Genomic DNA, 20407 nt, shown 5'->3' with positions numbered 1-20407 from the left:
ACAAACGAGTTACATTTATTTTAACTAAACTCCTTTGCATTGATTGTTATCACTAAAATAAAATTGTCTTTTTTTGAATAATTCTCTTATTAATTTTTTGCAAAACTAGGATAAATATCTGTTTAAAACAACGCTAAAATTACTGTATTTTTTGTAGGTTTTTTCTGAAAATCAATAACTTGCAACGTCTTAAATATCAAATTTTCAAAAGTGCCTTACAACTAAAATAGTTAGAAATTCTTTTCCCAAAAACATAAAAAAACACCATCAACAGTTAAAAAACTATCAATAGCATCTTCTTTAAGATTAAATCTATAATTGAACCTACAGCAACGTGCTTCCGCTTCGCATTCTCCCGACTTTGTGCAATGCTTAAACAAAAGCATAGTGATTTATTGTATTTGATAAACTATTTATACGTCAGAAAAAAAATTCGCGTTTGTGGTATTTTTTTCAATACAATTTTTTTACCACAGAAGTTGTGGTATTTTTTTTAAAACAAAAATTTTACCACACATTTTGTGGTAAAATTTTCTGTTCGATTTTTTTACCACAGATTTCCCCCAGTTGTGCAAAGTCTCCCGACTTTGAGTTATAATTAAAATAAAAGTTACAGCAGTTGTGTTGTAGCTTTTTTTATTAATATGTTTCTATGTTTGATTACATTTGGTAAAATTGGGAGCTCAAAGTCGGGAGACTTTGCCTTTACTTTGAATTTAATAAAAAACTTTAAATTTATTCAAAGGAAAGCAGAGGTGGAGTTAAAGCTGAAGTTTCAACTCCAAAAATTGTTAATACACAATTTAAAACTGCTATAAATATTTCAGTTAGAGAAAAATAATAATCGAATAAAGACTATGAGAAATTTTTTATTTTATTTTGTATTTTTTACTATTCTAGGATGTAAAAATGATAACACGAAGCCTAGTTTAAATAATAAAAATAGAGTTGTTGGTAAGAATGAATTACTAAAAGGGTGGAGAACTTATTCAAATGATAGTATCGCTGTTAATCTCCCATCTGATTGGAAACCGCAACACATGAAAAACGCTCCTTTATTTGTACCTATTGACTATAAATTGAACTTGTTTTATGCTATTTTAAGCTATGATGCATCTAAAATTAGTTGTAAAAAATATATAAAAGAAGGACTTAAAGAATTTTCTAAAAAAAATAAAAACAGTAAATATGTTTTAAAAAAGCTTAATTTAAAAAGCACACGAGATTGTTATATATTGGAACTCTATTCAAGTGAAAACAATATACATAATAAATTATATAGTTTAATATATGACAATGGAAGTAGAATATATGATTTTACGTATAAGACAATTGATCATAAAAAAATGAATGATAAAAATTATCAAACATTTTATAGCGTGTTATTTAGTTTTGAAATAAAATACGATAATGTTTTTGATGGAAGCAAAATCATAATTTTAAATGAAAAAAACATGAGTTATAAAGATTTATAGGTAATTCAGATTCCAGATTCGATTCTGCTTCGTGAGGTACACCACCCACCCATAATATCCAAGGATGAGCCGTAAAAAGCTCGTCCTTTTTGTTTGCTTCAAAAACGTTAGATTTGTTTTGATGTAGATTGCGGGGCACGGAAAACATTTCCGCGCTATCGGGACATTCAAAACATCGTCAATGTAGGTGATATTACCGCTTCAAGAGCCTTGGAATCTTATTTAATTCTTTTTGTCAGAATGTCCATGTCATTAGGTGATTCAATCGTAAAGGTGACACAAAATGGAGCAATAAACGGAACTACAATTTTTTTATCGGTTTAAGTGTCGAATGCATAATAATTCGTAAAAACCACGTATCTTATTGACTATTAAATAACTAACTTTACTTTATCAATTTTTTAAACAACATAAAAATGGCAGTGAAAGACGTAAACATCGTATTAGTGCATGGAGCCTGGGGAGACGGTTCGCATTGGCAACACATTATTCCTGCTTTACACAAAGAGGGGTATAAAGTTAGAAGTGTTCAAAATCCATTAACATCTTTAGAGGACGACATTCAGAAAACGAAAGATTTAATTGATGCCCAGGAAGGTAAAGTCCTCTTGGTTGGCCATTCTTATGGAGGTTCTGTAATTTCCGGCGCAGGAAATCATGACAAAGTTGTCGGATTGGTATACATCGCTGCCTTTGCACCGGATAAAGGAGAAAGCTTAGGAAGTATATTTGCAAGACGGGAACAACCTTCGGGTGGAGCAAGCATATACCCTGACAGCAAAGGTTTTTTATGGATTAAATATGATGAATACCATAAAAGTTTCTGTCAGGATTTAAATGAAGAAGATTCTTTAGTAATGTCTTTGGCACAAAAACCCATTCATGGTAAATGCTTTGGAGATGAAGCCGGAGAGCCTGCCTGGAAAAACAAACCAACTTGGTACCAAATTTCCAATCATGACAATATGATTCCACCCGCAACTCAGCAAGAAATGGCTGAAAGGATGAACGCTAAGAAAATAATTCATTTAGAATCAGGTCATGCCTCTTTAGCTTCTAGACCTCAGGAAGTACTTCGATTAATTATTGAAGCAGCAAAAACATTTGGATAAATAATATCCCAGAACAAAAGTTTTCTTTTACTTCATTCATGAGCTGATTAAACTTGGAATAAAATACTTACTTTTAGCCAACTTTTAAACTTAAGTATTATGAAAAAAATAATTTTAGTATTTATCTGCTTAATCGGTTCTTTTGCAAATGCTCAAACATCGAAAGAACTTATCGGAAATTGGCAACTGGTTAAATGGGTAAAGAATGGTGCCGAGAAAGATATTGTTTCCTATTACAAAACAGATCAGGTTTTCCAATTTTTTCAGGAAGATCACAAGTTCAATAGCGTTATTGGTGATGCGGTTCATAAAGGCAAATGGAAATTATCAGATGACAACACTGAACTTACTATTGACTCCAAAATAGTAGAAGCAAAATTTAAGATTGAATATTTTGATATGCAAAGACGTGTAATATCCAATCCGGAGTTAGGCACATTTGAATACAAAAGAGTTGTCGAATAGTATTCAAAATAAAAAAATACTATCGGCAGTTTAAAACTATCGATAGTATTTTTGCTAAAATAAACTCCCTTTTCAGAAAAAATAAAACCCCATACCAAACGATACAAGGTTTTACTAAACAATGAGTTACCGCCTTAAACGACCTCCACAATATTCAACACATTATACTCCTCCTTTTTTAAAGAATACTGCATACCGTTGATCTCCTGATAAAAAGAAATAGCCAAAAGAAACAAATTTACTTCGCTGGCAAAGTCTCCCGACTTTGTGCAATGCTTAAACAAAAGCATAGTGATTTATTATATTTGATAAAGCTATTTATACGCCGTGAAAAAAGGATACATCATAGGAGGACAAGACAAAATATACTTTATTACAGCCACAGTGGTAAATTAGATTGATGTTTTAAAATCCTTTTCATTTCTAAAGTTTACTGAGCAATAATTCTTTTATTTACTCGAAGTCGGGAAACTTTGCCTTAGCGGGATACCAGAAGATTGCATTTCAGAAAAAGAAAATTTTATGGTTGGCCTATAAGGCTAATTGACAACACATAAAAAATCCCTCATTTCCCAATCCTCCAACGTCCATTTTTAGGCAGCAATTTTTCATCCTTATACGTTTTTCCAATAATATGCGCACTCACAATGATGACCAGCACCGCCATCGGGAATTCATACCATTTCAGTTTATTGTGTATCTCTTCTGCCATAGCCCATTTCCGTTTTTATCACATACAAACCTATGGCAAAATGCGGAGCTCCACAATCCTCAATTTTAATGATTTTTCACCTCATTACATTTGGTGATATTGTAAGGTTTTTTACCCGTTTTTTATAAAAGCTCTTGTAAAACCCTTTTTTTTGAACGAGTTTTGGGTAAAATAAAAAAATCCTAGAGCGCCGTTAAAGCGCCGTTAAAGCGCCATCAAAGTGCCGCAAGGGTGCCACCCAAATACAACAACCTGCCCATGTAATACAAAAACCAATTGAAAAAGTACCAACCACCATTAAAAAAGCAACATGAACCGCATCTGTATTTATCCGAAAGACATCCAGCGTATTACCGGCAAAAGCGAGAGGCAATGCCGTAACATCATCGCTAAAATCAAGGAAGAGAGCAACAAGCAAAAGCACCAGGCCGTTACCCTCGAAGAGCTTTGTGACTATTTGGGCATACCGCAAAACGGCCTGCAATCCTTTTTGAAATAAAAAGACTATCGGTCAAAAAAAGATAGCTTTTAAAACAGCCAGGGATACTGTTTCAGAGTTAATGGCAAACTATTTAAAAACACTCAGTTATTTGATAATCAATCAGAACAAGTGATTTTAACTAAAAAAAGACACTATCATATAGTGCCTTCTTTACAATTAAATGCCGTAATGGAAACTACAATAACGTAGCTGTCAATGAAATTTCTGCTTTGAGCAGTTTAGATATAGGACAAATTTCTTTTGCTTTTTGGGCAGTTACCGTAAATTCTTCATTGGAAATCCCAGGTACTTTAGCCGTAAGAACCAAGTGACTTTGTGTGATAGTTCCGTCTTCAAAAGTTATTTTCGCTTCCGTATTCAAATCTTCAGGAACATAACCCAACTCGCTCAGCAGAAAACTAAGCTGCATCGTAAAACAGCCTGAATGTGCTGCTGCAACCAATTCTTCGGGGTTGGTACCTACTCCATCTTCAAACCTTGTTTTAAAAGATAATTGTGCGTTATTTAACGTAGTACTCTGAGTGGTAATGGTTCCTTTACCTTCCATTCCGGTACCTTTCCAGTTTGCATTCGCTTTTCTGATAAATTTCATGATACTATATAATTTAAATTATTAAAATCCGAAGCCTAATCCAAAGGCAATCCTGTTGCCATCGGAGCTATTAAAATAGGTTAATCTGGCCGTAACCTGATTTAAGCCATTCAGCCAAATTCCCCCTCCGAATGACTGATGCCATTTGTCTGATTTTTGTCCGTCAACCCAAACACGTCCATAATCATATCCTCCCAAAATACCGTAACTCATCGGGACAATACTTTGCCTGATTTTACCGATATTCCATCTTAAATCAGAACTCTGAAAGAAAGATTCTTTCCCTAAAAAGCGCTCTTTTCTAAAACCTCTCAAGTCATAATCTCCACCCAATGTTGCGCCCTGATAGAACTCATAATTAGTATTTAAAAGTATTTTCCCTTTTAAAAGTGTGCCAAAAACCAGCTTCCCATCAGACGATATTTTATGACTGATGCCATATGTTCCTTCCAGGTAAGAGAAATTTCTATTTGTTTGGGAAAGGTTGGCTTTCCAGCTGGCTAAGATTGAAAATGTCATCCCCATTGTCGGGTTCGAAGCATTATCATAATTTTCAAACCCGTATTTTACAGTAGCACCTGCAAACTGCTGGGATTCAAAAACTTCTTTATTTACAATATTGGGTTCATTGACAAAACGATTAATGGTTTCTTCTACCTCTATATTTTCAAAAACAGGCTGGATTTGAAGATCACTTCCATACTTTCCTATTTTTCGTAAAGAAGGAGCAAATTTGAACTGCTGGATTCTTACCCTGTTGTAATCCATTCCAAAAGCATCGTCATTGTTTTTGGTTTCATTACCATAACCGAAATAATTGATACTGAAATTCGGAGTGGTATATTTGGCATCAATTTCAAAATTCCATTCCCCGACAGCTTTATGGAAAACAGCGTTATAGAATAATTCGAAACCATCTGTTGCAAAATAATAGTTCCCTTTAAAGTTATGTCTTTGCGAATACAGATGATTGATAAAGCCGTATTTTAAGTAACTTAATGAGACTCCTAATTTTAGTCCGTCATCCGGGTTGGAACCTATCAGCGGCAATCCGAAAATCACATTGTATTTAGGCTTCTTATAATTGTATTCATTGGTTTCGTAATCATCGGAAAGAAATACAACAGCTTTGTTAGGCGTATTAAATGTGTTTTCTTTCGATTTATAATCGTATATCTTAATTCTTTTTTTGTTCTCTATAGTGTACACATCATGGTTCTGACCTCCAATCAGACGGATTAACATGCCATTGGATGCCTCTCCCCTGACTTCAAAGACATCATCATCATCAAGCCCGTAAACCCATATTTCATTTGTTGTTTGCTTGTCATAAATAATGGAAGACTGGAGCTCCTCTCCTTCTTTTTTAAGCCGGATAAAATCAATTTTAGTTTTTCCTTCCGGCATTCTGGTAATACTGAATTTGTCTTTTTTATCGGTACCGACAACCAGTATCCTTTTTTGAAGAAAATGGTAATATTCCAAGACAAATTTTTCCAGTCCTTTTTTACGGATTTTCAGGTTAGTTCTTAATGTCTCAGTAGTAGCATCATCTCTGATTTCTTTTGGAAGGGCTGAAAATGCAGTGTCAATATCTTCATCGGATAAAGCGGCAGTAATCTCTTGAGACATTTTTATCCAGACATTTTTATCTGCTTTTTTGATAAAGGCCAAGTCTAACGGATTGGGTTCCGCATTGAACCATTTAGCGTTTGGAAAATCTTTTTTAAACGATTTCATGTGGCGCAGCGCCGGAATATTCATTAAAAGCCGCAGTAAATTGCCATCTGTTTTCGTGAATGCCTGATCTCGGTCTCTTGGAATAGGCCGGTAGATTACTTTGTCTTTTTTCTTAAACTCGGCCCAGCGCCATTGGTCGAAATGCCTGTCCCAGTCACCAATCAGCATATCAAAAATCCTTGCTTTTATATACGCTTCTTCATCTATTTGGCACTTTTCATCTTTCCTGATATTCGCCAGTACATCATCCGTTCCAACTATCCCATTGGAATTTCCAAAACTGGTCACCTCTTTCTGACTGTCTACAGGACGTTCTTCAATCATATACAACCCATCCCCAAAAACGTCATTAAATTTCCCCAATCTGTTTTGTTTCGGTATATAAAACAGCTTTGGATTGGAATGATAAATGCCCGCTTTTTCAGCCAAATCTCCAACGACAAAAGGAGTATAAGGATGTGCTGTTGTATAAAAATCATAAACAAATTGCTCTGCTACGGTATTTTTAAATTCTTTTTCAACATTCTGGTCTTTAAAAGCAACGGCCTGCAAGAAACGGGAAGGGCTTTTTTTCAACGCTCTCATTACATATTCTTTACCTGCTCCGTCAACTAACCTTAAAGACAAAGATTGATGTCCGCCTCCCGCAATTGTAGGTTTCAAACCTCCATATAAAGTGTCTAGTGAAACATTTGGCGCTTCAACAAGTGTGCTGTAATATTTTCTGTAATGCTGTCCCCATAAGAATTTATAAAATGCATTTTTAGAGGTCATTTTTTCATCATAAATAGATGATTTTACCCATTTACTTTTATTTTCAGAAAAGAGTGTGTCTTTTATACTTTCATTTGAAGTAATCACATTTTGCCTGAATACTTCTTTTTCACTACTGTCTTCCGAATTGATAAAACGGACATTGGCACTTCCGTTTTCTTTTACCTTAAGCACCGCATAACCATGGCCACCATAGGAAAAGTTAATAGGATATATGGCTCTGACAGCTTCGCTTTTAGAAGCCGATCCGCTCACAATCTGCCTGATTCCCTCGTGTTCGATATATTGAAGATTGTGCTCATGCCCCGATACAACAATGATATTTTTTCTATTTTGAATAATAGGTTTAATCCGATTGGCAAAGGCCGTATACTCTTTGTTTTGAATATCAGCCGGACTGACTCCCGATGTTTTTCGTATTAAATTAATAAGTGAACCTAAAACCGGTAATGGAATTTTAGATTCCAACGGATAGAGATGCTTTTGCAATGAAAACTGGCCTCCATGCGGTCCATTGCTCAGTAAAGGATGATGAAGGGCAATGATGGTTGTCTTGTTTTGGTTCTTATTGATGAGTGATTCAAATTCTGCAAAGAAATCCTCCCGTGTTTTAATGTCACAGTCATCATTTATTCCAGGTTGCTTATCCCAATCTTCCAAAAACCACTGACTGTCTATAATAATCAGGCTAAGCTGGTCATTTATATTCACATTTTCAATCGCACAGCTTTTTCTCGGCAGAAATGCCTTCTTCTCTTTCAAGTATTCATTTACAAAATTTTCCTGTTCCTGAAGCCCTTTAATTCCGTGGTACCAATCATGATTTCCAGGGATAAAAATAGTTTTTCCTTTAAAGTGTTCTGCTACCTTTAATTGGTTTTTCAGTTTAGTTTCCGCAATACTCCTTTCAGGACTGTTTTTATCTGTGGGCATACCAAGAGGATAGATATTATCGCCTAAGAAAAGTAAAGTCGAGTTCTTACCTTCCTTTTCGAGTCTTTTTTCTAAAAGGCTAAGGGTGTTTTGCGTTTGAATTTCATCAGCATTACCGGCATCTCCGATCAAATAGAAGGTATGCTCGCTTTTTACAGAGTCCTTTTCTACAATTACTGCCTCTTTATTGGTCTTCTTTCCGAACTGTGCCATATGTGTTGCGCATGATTGTGCAATCAAAGCCAGCAGAATACAATTTAGTACGGTACTATTTCGTTTTATTAATTCATTTACCCAAAACAATTTCATAAATTAGTGGAGTTAAAAAAACACATATGGATATTTTACAAAAAGCAGAAGATTTTGTTTTTAATCTACTCAAAGATAATCTTTCTATTTCATATACTTATCATAATTTCAACCATACCCAGAAAGTTGTCACAGCTGCAAAAAACCTCATCCTAAATGAGAAAATAAAAGAGGAAGAGGCTGAAATTATTCTTGTTGCCGCTTGGTTTCATGACACAGGTTATACCAAAGGCTTTGTCAATCATGAGGAACAAAGTAGTATAATTGCAGGTGATTTCCTTAAAAAGAACAATAAAAGTGATGATTATATCGAAAGTGTTTCGGTGTTAATTAAGGCAACTGAAGTTAATGAGACACCTAAGACGATTTCGGAAAAAATTATAAAAGACGCCGATTATTCCCATTTTGCCAGTACCGATTATATTGCAATTGGCGAATTACTGAGAGAAGAATGGCGAATAACGCAGGATAAGACGTTTACCGATTTAGAATGGGCTTCGGAAAACCGAAGAATACTGGTGCAATGCCATCATTATTTTACAGATTTTGCCAAGGAAAACTGGCAGGCTGCAAAAGACAAAAATATTTTCCTGCTTCAAAAAGAAATTCAGAAACTGACGAAAGACAAACCTTCTACTAAATCCGACATCAAGAAGAAAAAACTGGAAAAACTGGAAAGACCGGAAAGAGGAGTTGATACGATGTTTAGAGTAACTTTGAGCAATCATACGAGATTAAGCGATATTGCTGACAGTAAAGCTAATATTTTATTGTCTGTTAATGCTATTATTATCTCGATAGCCTTATCTACCTTAATACCAAAGCTGGACAGTCCGGGAAATGCCCATTTAATCATTCCGACGTTTGTATTACTAATGTTCAGTGTGGTTTCTATCATTTTTGCCATCATGTCTACGCGTCCAAAAGTAACCAGCGGAACCTTTACCCGTAAGGATATCGAAGATAAAAAAGTGAATTTACTCTTTTTTGGAAACTTCCATAAAATGCCAATTGATGAATATCTTTGGGCAGTGAATGAACTAATGAAAGACAGAGATTACCTGTACAATTCGATGATTCGGGATTTGTACTATTTAGGATTGGTGCTCGACCGCAAATACAAGCTGTTGCGAATTACCTATATGATTTTTATGATTGGGATAATCTGTTCCGTCTTTGCTTTTGTATGGGCTTTTAAGAATTCAGGAATTTAATTTGCAATCGCTTTTTTTTCCTCATTTAAAATCACTTTAACCCTAATCGCTTTTAATCCGGAAACGCCTTGCAAATCTTCCACATCTAAGAATTCAACCGTAGGTTCCAATACTTTTTGAAATTGAAGGTATTCAATGTATTTTTTATATTCTTTTTCTTCATGGGAATGAGAATACACGATCGTTATTTTCCCTTTTTCGGTAATTCGTTTTTGTGTTCCTTTTTCAAGTGCTTTGTCAATCCTTTTTTTGACTACTTCATAACGTGCATTGTAAGAACCGTCAACATCAAATCGTTTTTCATCCATCCTGAAACGAATTGTTATTGGGGAACTGAATACTAAAATTAATGATGTTACTTCCAGCTGATAAGGTAATGAGGCTTTAAGCGCATAGTGTTCTCTTTCCATTTCGGCCAAAATCTGAAGCTGCCACAACCTCATATTGTATAAGTAATTCAAATCGAAATTAGACTGAGGCGCAATGGAATTTCCAATGTACAAATTGTGTTCGACCCCATCAGTATTAAATCGCTCAAAATAATGCGGAAAAATAGCCTGTGCTTCTTTTTGTTTGCTATCCAGTAACTGACTCATTTTTTTGTTGATACTGGTTAGCGTTTTATCGAATTTCTTTCTTTCCTGATAAAAAGCTCCGGTAATCTCATCTATTTCGCCAAAGTAATCGTCAATAAGTGTCTGGACAGCGTCATTAGCATTATGTTTGTTCAGTATCGGGTGAATTTCAGCTTCGATATATCGTTGTATTTGTTGTTCTGTATCGGCTTTCAGACTTGAAAACATTTCTTTAAAAAACCCTTCCAGCTCAAATTTACGCTGCTCCAGTATATCGAGATTGAATTGAAAATGCAACGCCTCGACAATCTTAATGAGTGAACTCAACTGGTTTTTAATATCGGTTTGAGCGGCTCTGTTTCTTGTATCTGATGATTCTTTAATATCTATCTGACCATAAAGCGGATACACATCTTTGAAAACAATTTCTTTAAAAATATAATCCGGATTTAAGTTTTCTTCCAATATGTATTTTCTGGCTTCTTTTTGAAACTTCCAATATACACTTGGGTGTATCGTCGTATACTCGTGTTGGATGATTACTTCTATCTTATTCTGGATGTCAGAGTAATACCGTTCAATCGTATCCATAATAAACGGCATGACAGTATCCAATTTATTGGCATTCAAACTATTTAATTCTCTTGGCATAGAAGAAACAAGTTCAATAATCCCCAAAATCTTATCGTCTTTGACTACCGGAGCCAAAATACAGCTTTCGATACCTTGGGATAAAAAATGACATCCGAACTTTTCATTTTCGGGAGCTTCTGCAAATTTCCGGACATTCGAAATCGCAATGCGTTTTTTATCTTCAATTAAGGTTTTAAAAACACTGCTGTTTAACGCATTCTGGCATTTCATCTCCGAATTCTCCGAAAGGATAAAACTGCTGACTTGTTTTTTATTAGGCATCGTATTGAATTTTATCTCTTCCTGAATAAAAGAAGTAAAACCAATCCTCAAATCCGGGATTTTAAAAATAGACCGGAAGATCCTTTGGAAAGATTCGCTGAAATCGTTTTCATCTCCAGTGACTTTTAAAAGGTCGCTTTTAAGATTAGACACTGCATTTTCAGTAGTGGCATCAAAAAGAAGTACAATCCCGAAACCTTTCAGAATCCAGCTCTCTTTAGGAAATTTTTCTTTCCACAATTCAATATCGTCAAAATTATCAATCAGCTGATCAATATCTTCCTGTGTCAGTTTTACTGCTTTTTCCGTAGGAATGATTTCCAGAAAATCAGCATTATACAATATCCTGTAATGTTTCATGATGCCTTCAGCGTTAGGAATATCGTAAAACAAAGGCTTGCTGAAATCGAAATGCTGATTGTAAAAAGCATTCAGAATCAAAGAACAGCTCATGATATAGAATTGATGCTCGTCGAAATCACGAATATTGATATCGAAAGCACTACCCGCTTCGTTTATTATCTTTTTAAAACGTTCGGTATAATTGAAAGTGATATTCAGAAACGGAATAGTTACCGCTTTAATTTCATTATGGGTTAATGCTGTCGGAAACAAATCAGCCATCAAGTGGTTTATGAGCACTTCATTGTCTTCAATTTGCTTCATGGTCGTCATTCCTTCTCTAAATTCCGGAAAAGGAGCTGTCTTTTCAATTAGCGCTTTGGCATAATTAGACCTGTAATCCACATCGGATGCGGCTATTTCCTCCAAAGCTTCTAATACTTTGTGGAATGAGACTTTGATAACAAAAGGATTGTCCTGAAACTGATTGAAATTCATAGTAAAACTACGGCATGCGTTGTATAAATACGATTTTATTCATTGCTTTGCATAAAACTAAAACCAAAGATTTTACGCGGTACTAAAGGTACTAAATAAGCCAATATATTGTACATGTTTTTTTTTAGAAAAAAAGCAATAAAAAAACCGTCTGTTACCAAAGATTTGACATCCAAAATTCAATTAAATATGCTACATATAAAATAAATTCTATATTTTCGTAAAAATAAAAATCAGGATTATAATGGAAACACAAAACGTACTGGTATCAAGCGCTACCGAATTTGAAAAAGCAACCTTTTACAGAAAAACTTACTTACATGTAGCATTGGCCATCCTTGCCTTTATACTTGTGGAAAGCATCCTGCTTAAAGTAGTACCGGCTGAAATAATTTTATCTATGATAAGTGGAAAATTTATGTGGCTTTTTATCATTGGCCTTTTCTGGCTGGGAACAACCATGTCTGAAAAACTGACCTTCCATCCTTCCCGTGAAAAACAATATTTAGGACTTGGTTTATATGTTATCCTGGAAGCTATTATTTTCCTTCCGATGATTGCTATTGCGGTATTGTATACGGGCGGAGACGTAATCATGCAGGCAGCCACCATCACTTTATTTATGTTTAGCGGATTGACAGCTGTAGTGTTTTTTACCAAAACTGACTTCTCTTTCCTAAGAACAGCTCTTGTTATTGGAGGTTTTATCTCTTTAGGTCTTATTGTGGCCGGCGCTCTTTTCGGATTTAATTTGGGCCTATGGTTTTCAGTAGGAATGGTTGTTTTAGCCTCAGGAAGTATTTTATACCAAACACATCAAATCAAAAACAACTACGGAACTGAACAATATGTGGGAGCTGCTTTACAGTTGTTTTCTTCTGTTATGCTTTTATTCTGGTACATATTGAGAATTTTAATGAGCAGAAAAAACTAGTAGTATACACTTTTTTATATCAAAAGCCCTGACAAAATCGGGGCTTTTTTTATGAATTAGTGCGTCATTTATTTAATGAAAAAACAACGCTATGACTATTTCCATGACAATCAATATGATGATGATCCATTCCAGTCTGGCGCTTTCCCTGACGTTAAGCACGTCTGTAAAAAGAGTCAGGTTGTCTTCTACAATCTGGAGGCGATAATCGATATCCTTAAAGCGGGGATTGATATCGAAATTCATTTTTAAACGCCGGTTCAGCATATTAAGTTCTTCATTATCCCAAACCAGATTCGGATCATCAAGAATATACAGATTATCAACAATACTGTTCTTGACATTCAATACCTTACCAATGTATTTGAGGAGATTGGTTTTAGAAATACTCAGCCTTCCATGTTGCTCCAATTCTAAAATATAATGCTTAGATGATGTTATCAGTTCATCGGTTAAAATCTCATAATATTCCAAAGCAACTGACTGTCCGGTATTAAGCATTACAATATGCACTATCTGAGCGTCTATTTGAGCAACCGTGACATAATCATCCTTAACAATTGCTTTTTGTACTTCCGCATCGGTTAGGATTTTGTATTCTTCAAACAGGTTCAGGTCTATCGGATGTGTCGCGTAGTTCTTTATAAAGTTGATAAATTCGCTCTTGGCTACTGCATCATAATTTCCAAAAACCACAACTCCATAGTCAAAAACATATAAAAAGCGATTGGTATCTGTCAGCGTATAAAACACTTCAGAGGTAGTTCCTGAAAAGGGTTCGGTTCCAAATTCTGCCCGGAATTTTCTAATGTTAAAAGACTCGGCTATCTGTACTGCCTCTATTCTGATTTCCATAATAATGAGGTTTACACAAATTTAAGGAATAATCTCGTTAATTGTTCTGTTTGTTAATAGCTTCTTTAACATGTACTGTTTCTGTTTATTAAAAAAAATTTCATACCTCATCATTTTAGTTTAGAGCAATAAAAAAAACAGGTATTTCTACTCATTTTTTTACTGCATATAAAACCTATGTTTGTAAGTATTTTACGAATAATTATAATATCTTTATAGAACAAACAACCAAAAACAAATCAATTATGAAAACACAAGTACTGAAAATCAGTGTTATTTGCTGTGCTCTGCTGAGCATAGTATGGGCATGCAAATCGGACGTGAAGCAGGAAGCGAGTTATTTGCCGCTTAATGTTTCTTCGACCTGCAAATTAACAGATAAGGAGTTCAACACTTGGTTCAAGTCAGGAATAGCTACCGAAAATGGAGCTGTACTACCTAAAAACAGTGTGGATTTCGTGCACAACAACAATTGTGATTTTTACAAATGGTCAGAGCAAATGTTCTTATGGATTACTTCTCCTGATACTGACGGCACGTATGGAGGTGGAAATACAGTAATGGAATCTCCTGTATTTTATACCATTACCCCTAAACAAAACGGAATTCGCCGCCTGATACCACATAAAAAAGGACAACTGTTACGAGCTATGGCTAATATTGATCTGGTACGTTCCATTAACAGTGAAGAAGCCCAGGCAACTGACGACGTGCTTATGGATAAAAACGGAAATATTGTTTATTATATTTCTATGGCTAATGATGTTTATGCCGAATACCTAACCGCTCAAAAGAACGGAAAAATGAGTGGAAAGACTTTCCCTACTACGGCAGGTGCGCGTGACAGTATTGTGGCATACGCCAAAGAAAGAGGTGCTGTAGTAAGAGCTCCAAATACCTTAGCTATGGAATTAAAGACTTCATGGGTTGTGGCCGAAAGCTTGAAAAATCCGGAAGACTATGTTACTGTCGAAGCAATCATTCCAACTTACACAAAAACTCCTAACGCATGGACAGTCAGTGGGGAACGCAAAGCAAAACTGGCATTAATAGGAATGCATATTGTAGGAAGCACCGACGGTCACCCTGAAATGGTGTGGGCTACTTTTGAACATGAAAACTGCGCTCCTAATGCAGCCTATCAATATATTGACGACAAAGGCAACACTGTTACAGTAGCACCGGACAAGAGAGATACTGGCTGGCTGTTGAACTCAAATGTAAAAGACACAGCTAATGTATCACACATGTATTTTGCTTCAGACAGTATTAAAAGCAGACCAACTTATACCGTGAGTCCAAGTAATACAAGACGTACCAAACCATGGGGAAGCGGTTACAACGTGCAGCCTAATGCGGAAGATGCAAGTCCTGCTGCGGCGAATAGTGAGGTATTGGCAATAAACAATGCAATACGTAAATATTTACCTGATGGTGATGTAAGAAAAAAATACTTGTTCATTGGAGCCACTTGGACAGATAGCGGTGCAGGCCCTTTAGGAACTAGTTACTCCCCTAGCCTGACAACTCCGGGTGTAGCTATTGGTACCAGTCAACTGGCCAACTGTAGTATGGAAACATATATTCAAAACGGAAGTAATTACAGCACAAACGGATCTTGCTTTTACTGTCATTCGGATGGCGGAGGCTTAGAGCCTACTGATTTGAGTCACGTTTATAGCGCTATAGTACCATTACCAAACAGAAAAGTGGTTTCTATCAAATAAAATCTGATAATTATGATTGGTTTTGTAATTGAAAACGAGGGATTGCTCCCTCGTTTTTTTATATTGTATTTGATGGCATTACTAAAATTCCTGAAAATGGTTTAGTCAAGAATTTTATTTGTTTCCGAAACCAGCCATTGCATTAATTCTTCGGCTTTCCAGTTTTTAAGATTCATGTTATTCTGTCCTGACCAATAGCTAATCATTTCTGTTTTCCCCTGTACCAGAGCAGCGGCTTTAAGAGGAGCCATTAATTTAGTTTGAAGTGGAAAAGGCAACACTTCTGTTTCAAACTTAACTTCTCTTGATATCCGGTTTTCAATCATCCGTCCCAGTCTTCCTGTTAGAGATTTAGAAAGTACGGTATATTCTCCGCTATTTGATAATAGTTTATTTTTATGTTCCTGAGTTGCTCCGGACTCGGCGCTGGTTAAGAAGGCGGTGCCCAATTGAACGGCGTCGGCACCCAAAGTGAGTGCTGAAGCAATACCTTTTCCATCAATAATACCACCAGCCGCTATAATTGGCGTTTTTACTTTGGTTTTCAGTTGTTGAATTAATGTAAATGTTCCCGTGAAAGAATCCTGAGCAGGTTTCAAAAAGGAAGGTCGGTGTCCGCCTGCTTCAAAACCGGCAGCAACAATCGCATCCACTCCCGCTGCTTCAAGCAACAAAGCCTCGTCAACCGTTGTAGCGGCTCCAACAGTTTTAATTCCTAATTTACGGGACTCCTTCAGAACTTCTGCTGAAGGAATTCCAAATATAAAACTGAACACTTTCGGTCGGATCTGAAAAAGAACCTCAACCTGCCGGTCAAATTTTGACGGGATTTCTACGGTTAGTTCCGGGACGGGAATACTTAATTCATCAAAATAAGGCTTAAAAAGTGCTGCTACCTGTGCTAGTTTTTCGGCTGGATAGTTTTTCAACCGTTCATCCACATCCGATACCCATAAATTGATATTGTAGGGTTTGTCCGTTTTTAATTTAATTTCTTTATCTGTTTCTAAGATTTGTTCCGAAGTAAGGGTGTATGCTCCAAAACTCCCTAAACCTCCAGCATTGGAAATGGCAGCCAACAATTCAATTGTTGAAAAACCACCACCCATTGGACCTTGAAAAATAGGATACTGGATCCCAAAAGCTTCCGTTATTTTTGTCTGATGCCACATTACTCTAAATAATTACATTGTTACTAATCTGTTCATAATAACCAGTAGCCTATCTTACATCTAAGTTAATGATTTCTAAGACTATAAAACAAAAACTGATCAAATAACAATACAAAATAAGGCAGTAATTTTCAGCCGATTACGTGATCTACATCACAATTGGTTGAACTGATGTAATTACAAAAATGGAGCTGTCAGTCTGTATTTATGGGAAAATAATACCAAACCAACTTTAGATTTAATTTCATATCGTTCAAAAAGCGCAGTACGGTAAGCTTCAATTGATTTTACAGACAAGTTCATGATATCAGCCATCTGTTCGTAGGTAAACTCTTTTTCATCGCATACGAGCTGTAGAAAATTCAATTCTCTTTCCGATAACTGTACCGGATGGACTTCATTTTCTGGAGCAGCAGCGTAATTTCGGATACGTTTTAATATCTCGGTGATGTTATTATATCCAATTTTGATGATATTGTCAATGGCAAATTTCAAATCCTGAGCGGTACAATTTTTATGCAAAAAACCTCTGGCACCATGATGGTATCCGTCATTGATGATTTGTTCGTCAAAATGCTGGGTCAAAAGCAGTACCTTAAATTCCTCTTGCTTTTCTTCCAATGCCTGTAATACCTGTATCCCATTCATATTAGGCATCGAATAGTCCAGAATATACATATCCGGCATAGGGTTTAAAGGTAAGGCTTCCAGAAAATCCTCTCCATTATCAAATTCATGTATGACCTTATAATGGCCTATTTTGTGTAACAGTTCTTTTAATCCCTGCCTCACAATAGCGTGATCGTCTATAATACATATTGTAATTTGTTCCATAAATAATTATAATTTTTCGGAAAGTGTAATGGTAGTTCCTTCATTTACTTTGGATACAATAACCAAATCATAGTGAATAATCCTAGCTCTATGTTCCATATTCTGCAGGCCGAGGGTACGCTTACCATCTGTAACAACAGGATAGTCAAAACCCTTGCCGTTATCAGACACACTCAGTACGAATGCAGGATAGGTTTTGATTTGGATATCAATCCGGGTAGCCTTGGCATGCTTAAAGCAATTATTAATAATCTCCTGAAAGATGCGGTAAATTACTATTTTTTCATTTGCACTCAATTCTTTTCTGGCGCTCTGACTAATACTTAGTTTTAGTTTCTTTTTTGGGTTTTTCTGCAATCGCTCCACTTCTGTTGCAATGGCTTTTACAATATCCTGCTGCAACAACAGCTGGTTATTTAACGAATGACTAATGCTTCGGATGGATTGGGATAAATGGCCAACCGACTGAGATAAGGGCCATAATACATCATTGAGGTTAGGATAATCCAGCTTGAGATTTTCCAACTGGAAATTAATATAAGTAAGCTGTTGCCCGGCATCATCATGGAGATCCTGCGAGATATTATTCAGTACCTGTTCCTGAGTTTCCACCATTGCGGTATTTATGGCTTTCTGGAAGTCAATATCCTTTTGGAAAAGCTGTTGGGTGTAATTTTTAACCTTGTTCATATAGAGCTTCACAATAAGTATACAGAACAATACCAGCAGGCTGATGAAAAGAAATCCTATAATGATACCAAAAGCAATGCTATTCATTTTTTATTTTTTTTTCACGATAGAGGTACAGGTTTATCAAAGCATAATATACAATATTTACAAAATAAATTATAAAAGTATACAGCTTTACATCTCCAAAAATAATAAAGGAAGTAATGGATTTGCTTTTAAATCCAAACATAAAGCTCAATCCGAAAAAGAAAAGCACGGGAGCGAGCAACAACAAATAGTTATTGGAAAGAAAAAAAGGGAAATCTTCTTTTTTCAGCTTGTAAAAACTATCATAGATAAAAATCAGTATATACAGGAATGCGCCAATTACAAAAGTATAATAATCAAAACCGTCCGTTCCTTCCATGAAAAACAGGTTGATTACTGCAAATGCGATAAAACAATAGAGCAATATACGGGCGGTTTTTTTAACAATTACAAATCTTTCCAAAATCAAAAGCCAAAGACTGTGATGGATAATAATACTCAATGATGTTACCAGGTTTGTCGATTGTTCCTTTGATTTCAATATTGAATTAAAAAGTTCAGTAAAAAAGCATACCAGAAGAAGCGACAGCACATACCGGTGGGTCTGGTTTTTCCAATTCAACCGCGATATGGCAAATAATAACGTCAGTAAAACAAGTACTTTTATGGGCTTAAGAAAATAAAAAAGAAATGATTCCATAATCGTATATTTTTGGGGCTACAATGCTGACCTGAAAGGAATAGTTCCAGGCTCATCTGAATAATCATAATAAGCTGCGGTAATGGAGTTTGAAACTTTAATAACTACTGTTTGGACAGTTCCTACCCTGGCATCCTTAAATTCAAAAAGGTCCGTGTCCTTTAACGTATTTTTTGCTGCTATGCTCCTGAATAAAGGCAATGAATAACATGTTGTTTTCGGGTCAAATTTGGGAATCATTTTTATCCCGGTAATGTTTCTGTTCGGATCAATATCAAAACTGATATAAGCATTATAAACAGATGTACCTATAAAATTCTTTATCTCCCCCCATTTCATTTTTAAACCCGTTGTCCCTACAGTCTCTTCTATCTCCTCTGGATTTGAAATCAAATGAGTTCCTTCAATTTCATGAAACAAAACCGATTCACATACATTCTCTCCGTTTTTCCTTAACCATTCCGCTTTTTCTTCCTGAGTAACTTTCGTATGATAATCTGTGAGATCAATACAATTTACAGGATTAGCCGTTGCAGCAGTTCCCGGTTGCGATGGGTTTGGATCATCATTACTTGGCTTACATCCCACCATCACCAATGACAGGAATAAAAAGAGTATTGTTTTTTTCATAATTATAAATTTTAAAGGTTACGATACAAAGGTTATTTATTTATGTACTGGCATCAATAGGCAAAACACTATTTCGGTTAAGATATTTCCCCACTGCCATTATAGGCTAAAATATCACTTTTTTCTTAATAATTCAGGCATTCGCAGCAATTTCAATCTCTTAGGCAAAAAACCAATGCGAAGTAGTGTTTCCACTATTGTCAGGGCTTGGATACAAAAGTAATTTTGAAATGAATAATTATTAAAACATAAAGTCATGTCAAGAGAAATCAAATCAGTAAAAGATGCTGAACTTATAGATTCAGTTGAAAGACCTAACAATTATAGAGAACGTTTGGTCAAATTAATTCCTTCAGAAATTATATCGGTTTATATCACTATCAATGGTCTGATTCTAAGTTTAGATGACAATATAAAGGATAGTATATCATGGATCTCAATGCTGATTCTTATTGTAATCACTCCTTTTTATCTGTTCAGAATTTCAGGAGTAACTAAAAGAAATCAAATCCTTTTTTCTACAATCAGTTTAATAATCTGGGTATTTGCAACAGCTCCTCCCGCAATATCCGACTATCCGGAAAATGTATTAAAAATTATCGCATCCACAGTATTAGCCCTTCAGACACTGTTCATTCCTTTCTTTTATAAAGGATAAAGTCCCGCAAGCCGAAAAGGGA

The 20407-nt window shown here is 35.5% G+C and carries 18 protein-coding genes; 8 read left to right on the top strand and 10 right to left on the bottom strand.

The annotated features are described in order from the left end of the window. Positions 1 to 857: 857 nt before the first annotated feature. The 3 genes from ACRDEC_RS12025 (at position 858) to ACRDEC_RS12015 (ending at position 3052) form a co-directional block, all read left to right on the top strand. On the top strand, positions 858 to 1475 hold the full coding sequence (locus tag ACRDEC_RS12025; RefSeq protein WP_431498596.1) for a hypothetical protein: 618 nt from the start codon (positions 858 to 860) through the stop codon (positions 1473 to 1475). A gap of 416 nt (positions 1476 to 1891) precedes the next feature. Next, a complete protein-coding gene (locus ACRDEC_RS12020) occupies positions 1892 to 2587 on the top strand; it encodes an alpha/beta hydrolase (protein ID WP_431498595.1) in 696 nt (231 codons plus the stop codon). A 99-nt stretch (positions 2588 to 2686) separates the two neighbouring features. Then, positions 2687 to 3052 carry a DUF5004 domain-containing protein gene (locus ACRDEC_RS12015; RefSeq protein WP_431498594.1) on the top strand — a complete coding sequence of 122 codons (366 nt, stop codon included), beginning with the start codon at positions 2687 to 2689 and terminating at the stop codon, positions 3050 to 3052. Positions 3053 to 3617: 565 nt separating this feature from the next. Here the strand turns inward: ACRDEC_RS12015 and ACRDEC_RS12010 are convergent. After that, positions 3618 to 3764 (bottom strand): hypothetical protein, encoded by a 147-nt coding sequence (locus ACRDEC_RS12010; RefSeq protein ID WP_431498593.1) that lies wholly within the window; start codon positions 3762 to 3764, stop codon positions 3618 to 3620. Between the two features lie 310 nt (positions 3765 to 4074). Here ACRDEC_RS12010 and ACRDEC_RS12005 point away from each other — a divergent pair, with 310 nt between their 5' ends. Further along, positions 4075 to 4263: a hypothetical protein gene (locus ACRDEC_RS12005; protein ID WP_431498592.1), complete on the top strand. Its 189-nt coding sequence runs from the start codon at positions 4075 to 4077 to the stop codon at positions 4261 to 4263. Positions 4264 to 4441: 178 nt separating this feature from the next. Here ACRDEC_RS12005 and ACRDEC_RS12000 read toward each other — a convergent pair whose 3' ends face one another. Further along, positions 4442 to 4858 carry an OsmC family protein gene (locus ACRDEC_RS12000; RefSeq protein WP_431498591.1) on the bottom strand — a complete coding sequence of 139 codons (417 nt, stop codon included), beginning with the start codon at positions 4856 to 4858 and terminating at the stop codon, positions 4442 to 4444. Between the two features lie 21 nt (positions 4859 to 4879). Continuing rightward, positions 4880 to 8614, bottom strand: coding sequence for a metallophosphoesterase (locus ACRDEC_RS11995; protein WP_431498590.1), 3735 nt, complete (start codon positions 8612 to 8614; stop codon positions 4880 to 4882). A 26-nt stretch (positions 8615 to 8640) separates the two neighbouring features. On the opposite strand from ACRDEC_RS11995, the gene ACRDEC_RS11990 reads away from it, so the two are divergent. Further along, the gene (locus ACRDEC_RS11990; RefSeq protein WP_431498589.1) at positions 8641 to 9828 is read left to right on the top strand and encodes a Pycsar system effector family protein; all 1188 of its coding nucleotides are present in this window, start codon (positions 8641 to 8643) and stop codon (positions 9826 to 9828) included. On the opposite strand, the gene ACRDEC_RS11985 is transcribed toward ACRDEC_RS11990, so the two are convergent. Beyond that, positions 9825 to 12158, bottom strand: coding sequence for a GAF domain-containing protein (locus ACRDEC_RS11985; RefSeq protein ID WP_431498588.1), 2334 nt, complete (start codon positions 12156 to 12158; stop codon positions 9825 to 9827). The two genes, ACRDEC_RS11990 and ACRDEC_RS11985, sit on opposite strands and share 4 nt — an antisense overlap. A gap of 244 nt (positions 12159 to 12402) precedes the next feature. On the opposite strand from ACRDEC_RS11985, the gene ACRDEC_RS11980 reads away from it, so the two are divergent. Beyond that, positions 12403 to 13092, top strand: a complete 690-nt coding sequence (locus ACRDEC_RS11980) for a Bax inhibitor-1/YccA family protein (RefSeq protein WP_431498587.1) — start codon at positions 12403 to 12405, stop codon at positions 13090 to 13092. Positions 13093 to 13164: 72 nt separating this feature from the next. Here ACRDEC_RS11980 and ACRDEC_RS11975 read toward each other — a convergent pair whose 3' ends face one another. Next, positions 13165 to 13947, bottom strand: coding sequence for an RMD1 family protein (locus ACRDEC_RS11975; protein WP_431498586.1), 783 nt, complete (start codon positions 13945 to 13947; stop codon positions 13165 to 13167). Between the two features lie 245 nt (positions 13948 to 14192). Here ACRDEC_RS11975 and ACRDEC_RS11970 point away from each other — a divergent pair, with 245 nt between their 5' ends. Then, positions 14193 to 15674, top strand: a complete 1482-nt coding sequence (locus tag ACRDEC_RS11970) for a hypothetical protein (protein WP_431498585.1) — start codon at positions 14193 to 14195, stop codon at positions 15672 to 15674. A gap of 101 nt (positions 15675 to 15775) precedes the next feature. Here ACRDEC_RS11970 and ACRDEC_RS11965 read toward each other — a convergent pair whose 3' ends face one another. From ACRDEC_RS11965 to ACRDEC_RS11945, 5 genes are all read right to left on the bottom strand, one after another. Continuing rightward, a complete protein-coding gene (locus ACRDEC_RS11965) occupies positions 15776 to 16846 on the bottom strand; it encodes an NAD(P)H-dependent flavin oxidoreductase (protein ID WP_431498584.1) in 1071 nt (356 codons plus the stop codon). Between the two features lie 177 nt (positions 16847 to 17023). Further along, entirely contained in the window at positions 17024 to 17680 is a 657-nt protein-coding gene (locus ACRDEC_RS11960; RefSeq protein ID WP_431498583.1) for a response regulator, read from the bottom strand. 6 nt (positions 17681 to 17686) lie between these two features. Next, the gene (locus ACRDEC_RS11955; protein WP_431498582.1) at positions 17687 to 18457 is read right to left on the bottom strand and encodes a sensor histidine kinase; all 771 of its coding nucleotides are present in this window, start codon (positions 18455 to 18457) and stop codon (positions 17687 to 17689) included. Next, positions 18450 to 19097 (bottom strand): hypothetical protein, encoded by a 648-nt coding sequence (locus tag ACRDEC_RS11950; RefSeq protein WP_431498581.1) that lies wholly within the window; start codon positions 19095 to 19097, stop codon positions 18450 to 18452. Before ACRDEC_RS11950 ends, ACRDEC_RS11955 begins: the two co-directional genes overlap by 8 nt. Before the next feature lie 18 nt (positions 19098 to 19115). Then, the gene (locus tag ACRDEC_RS11945) at positions 19116 to 19727 is read right to left on the bottom strand and encodes a hypothetical protein (protein ID WP_431498580.1); all 612 of its coding nucleotides are present in this window, start codon (positions 19725 to 19727) and stop codon (positions 19116 to 19118) included. Between the two features lie 256 nt (positions 19728 to 19983). Here ACRDEC_RS11945 and ACRDEC_RS11940 point away from each other — a divergent pair, with 256 nt between their 5' ends. Then, complete coding sequence (locus ACRDEC_RS11940) at positions 19984 to 20385, top strand: hypothetical protein (RefSeq protein WP_431498579.1); 402 nt, start codon at positions 19984 to 19986, stop codon at positions 20383 to 20385. The last annotated feature ends 22 nt before the right edge of the window (positions 20386 to 20407 follow it).

It is taken from the genome of Flavobacterium sp. (genome assembly GCF_050696275.1).
GTDB lineage: Bacteria > Bacteroidota > Bacteroidia > Flavobacteriales > Flavobacteriaceae > Flavobacterium.
The sequence above is the reverse complement of the archived record's forward strand: the minus strand, read 5'-3'. Positions and strand labels throughout refer to the sequence as shown.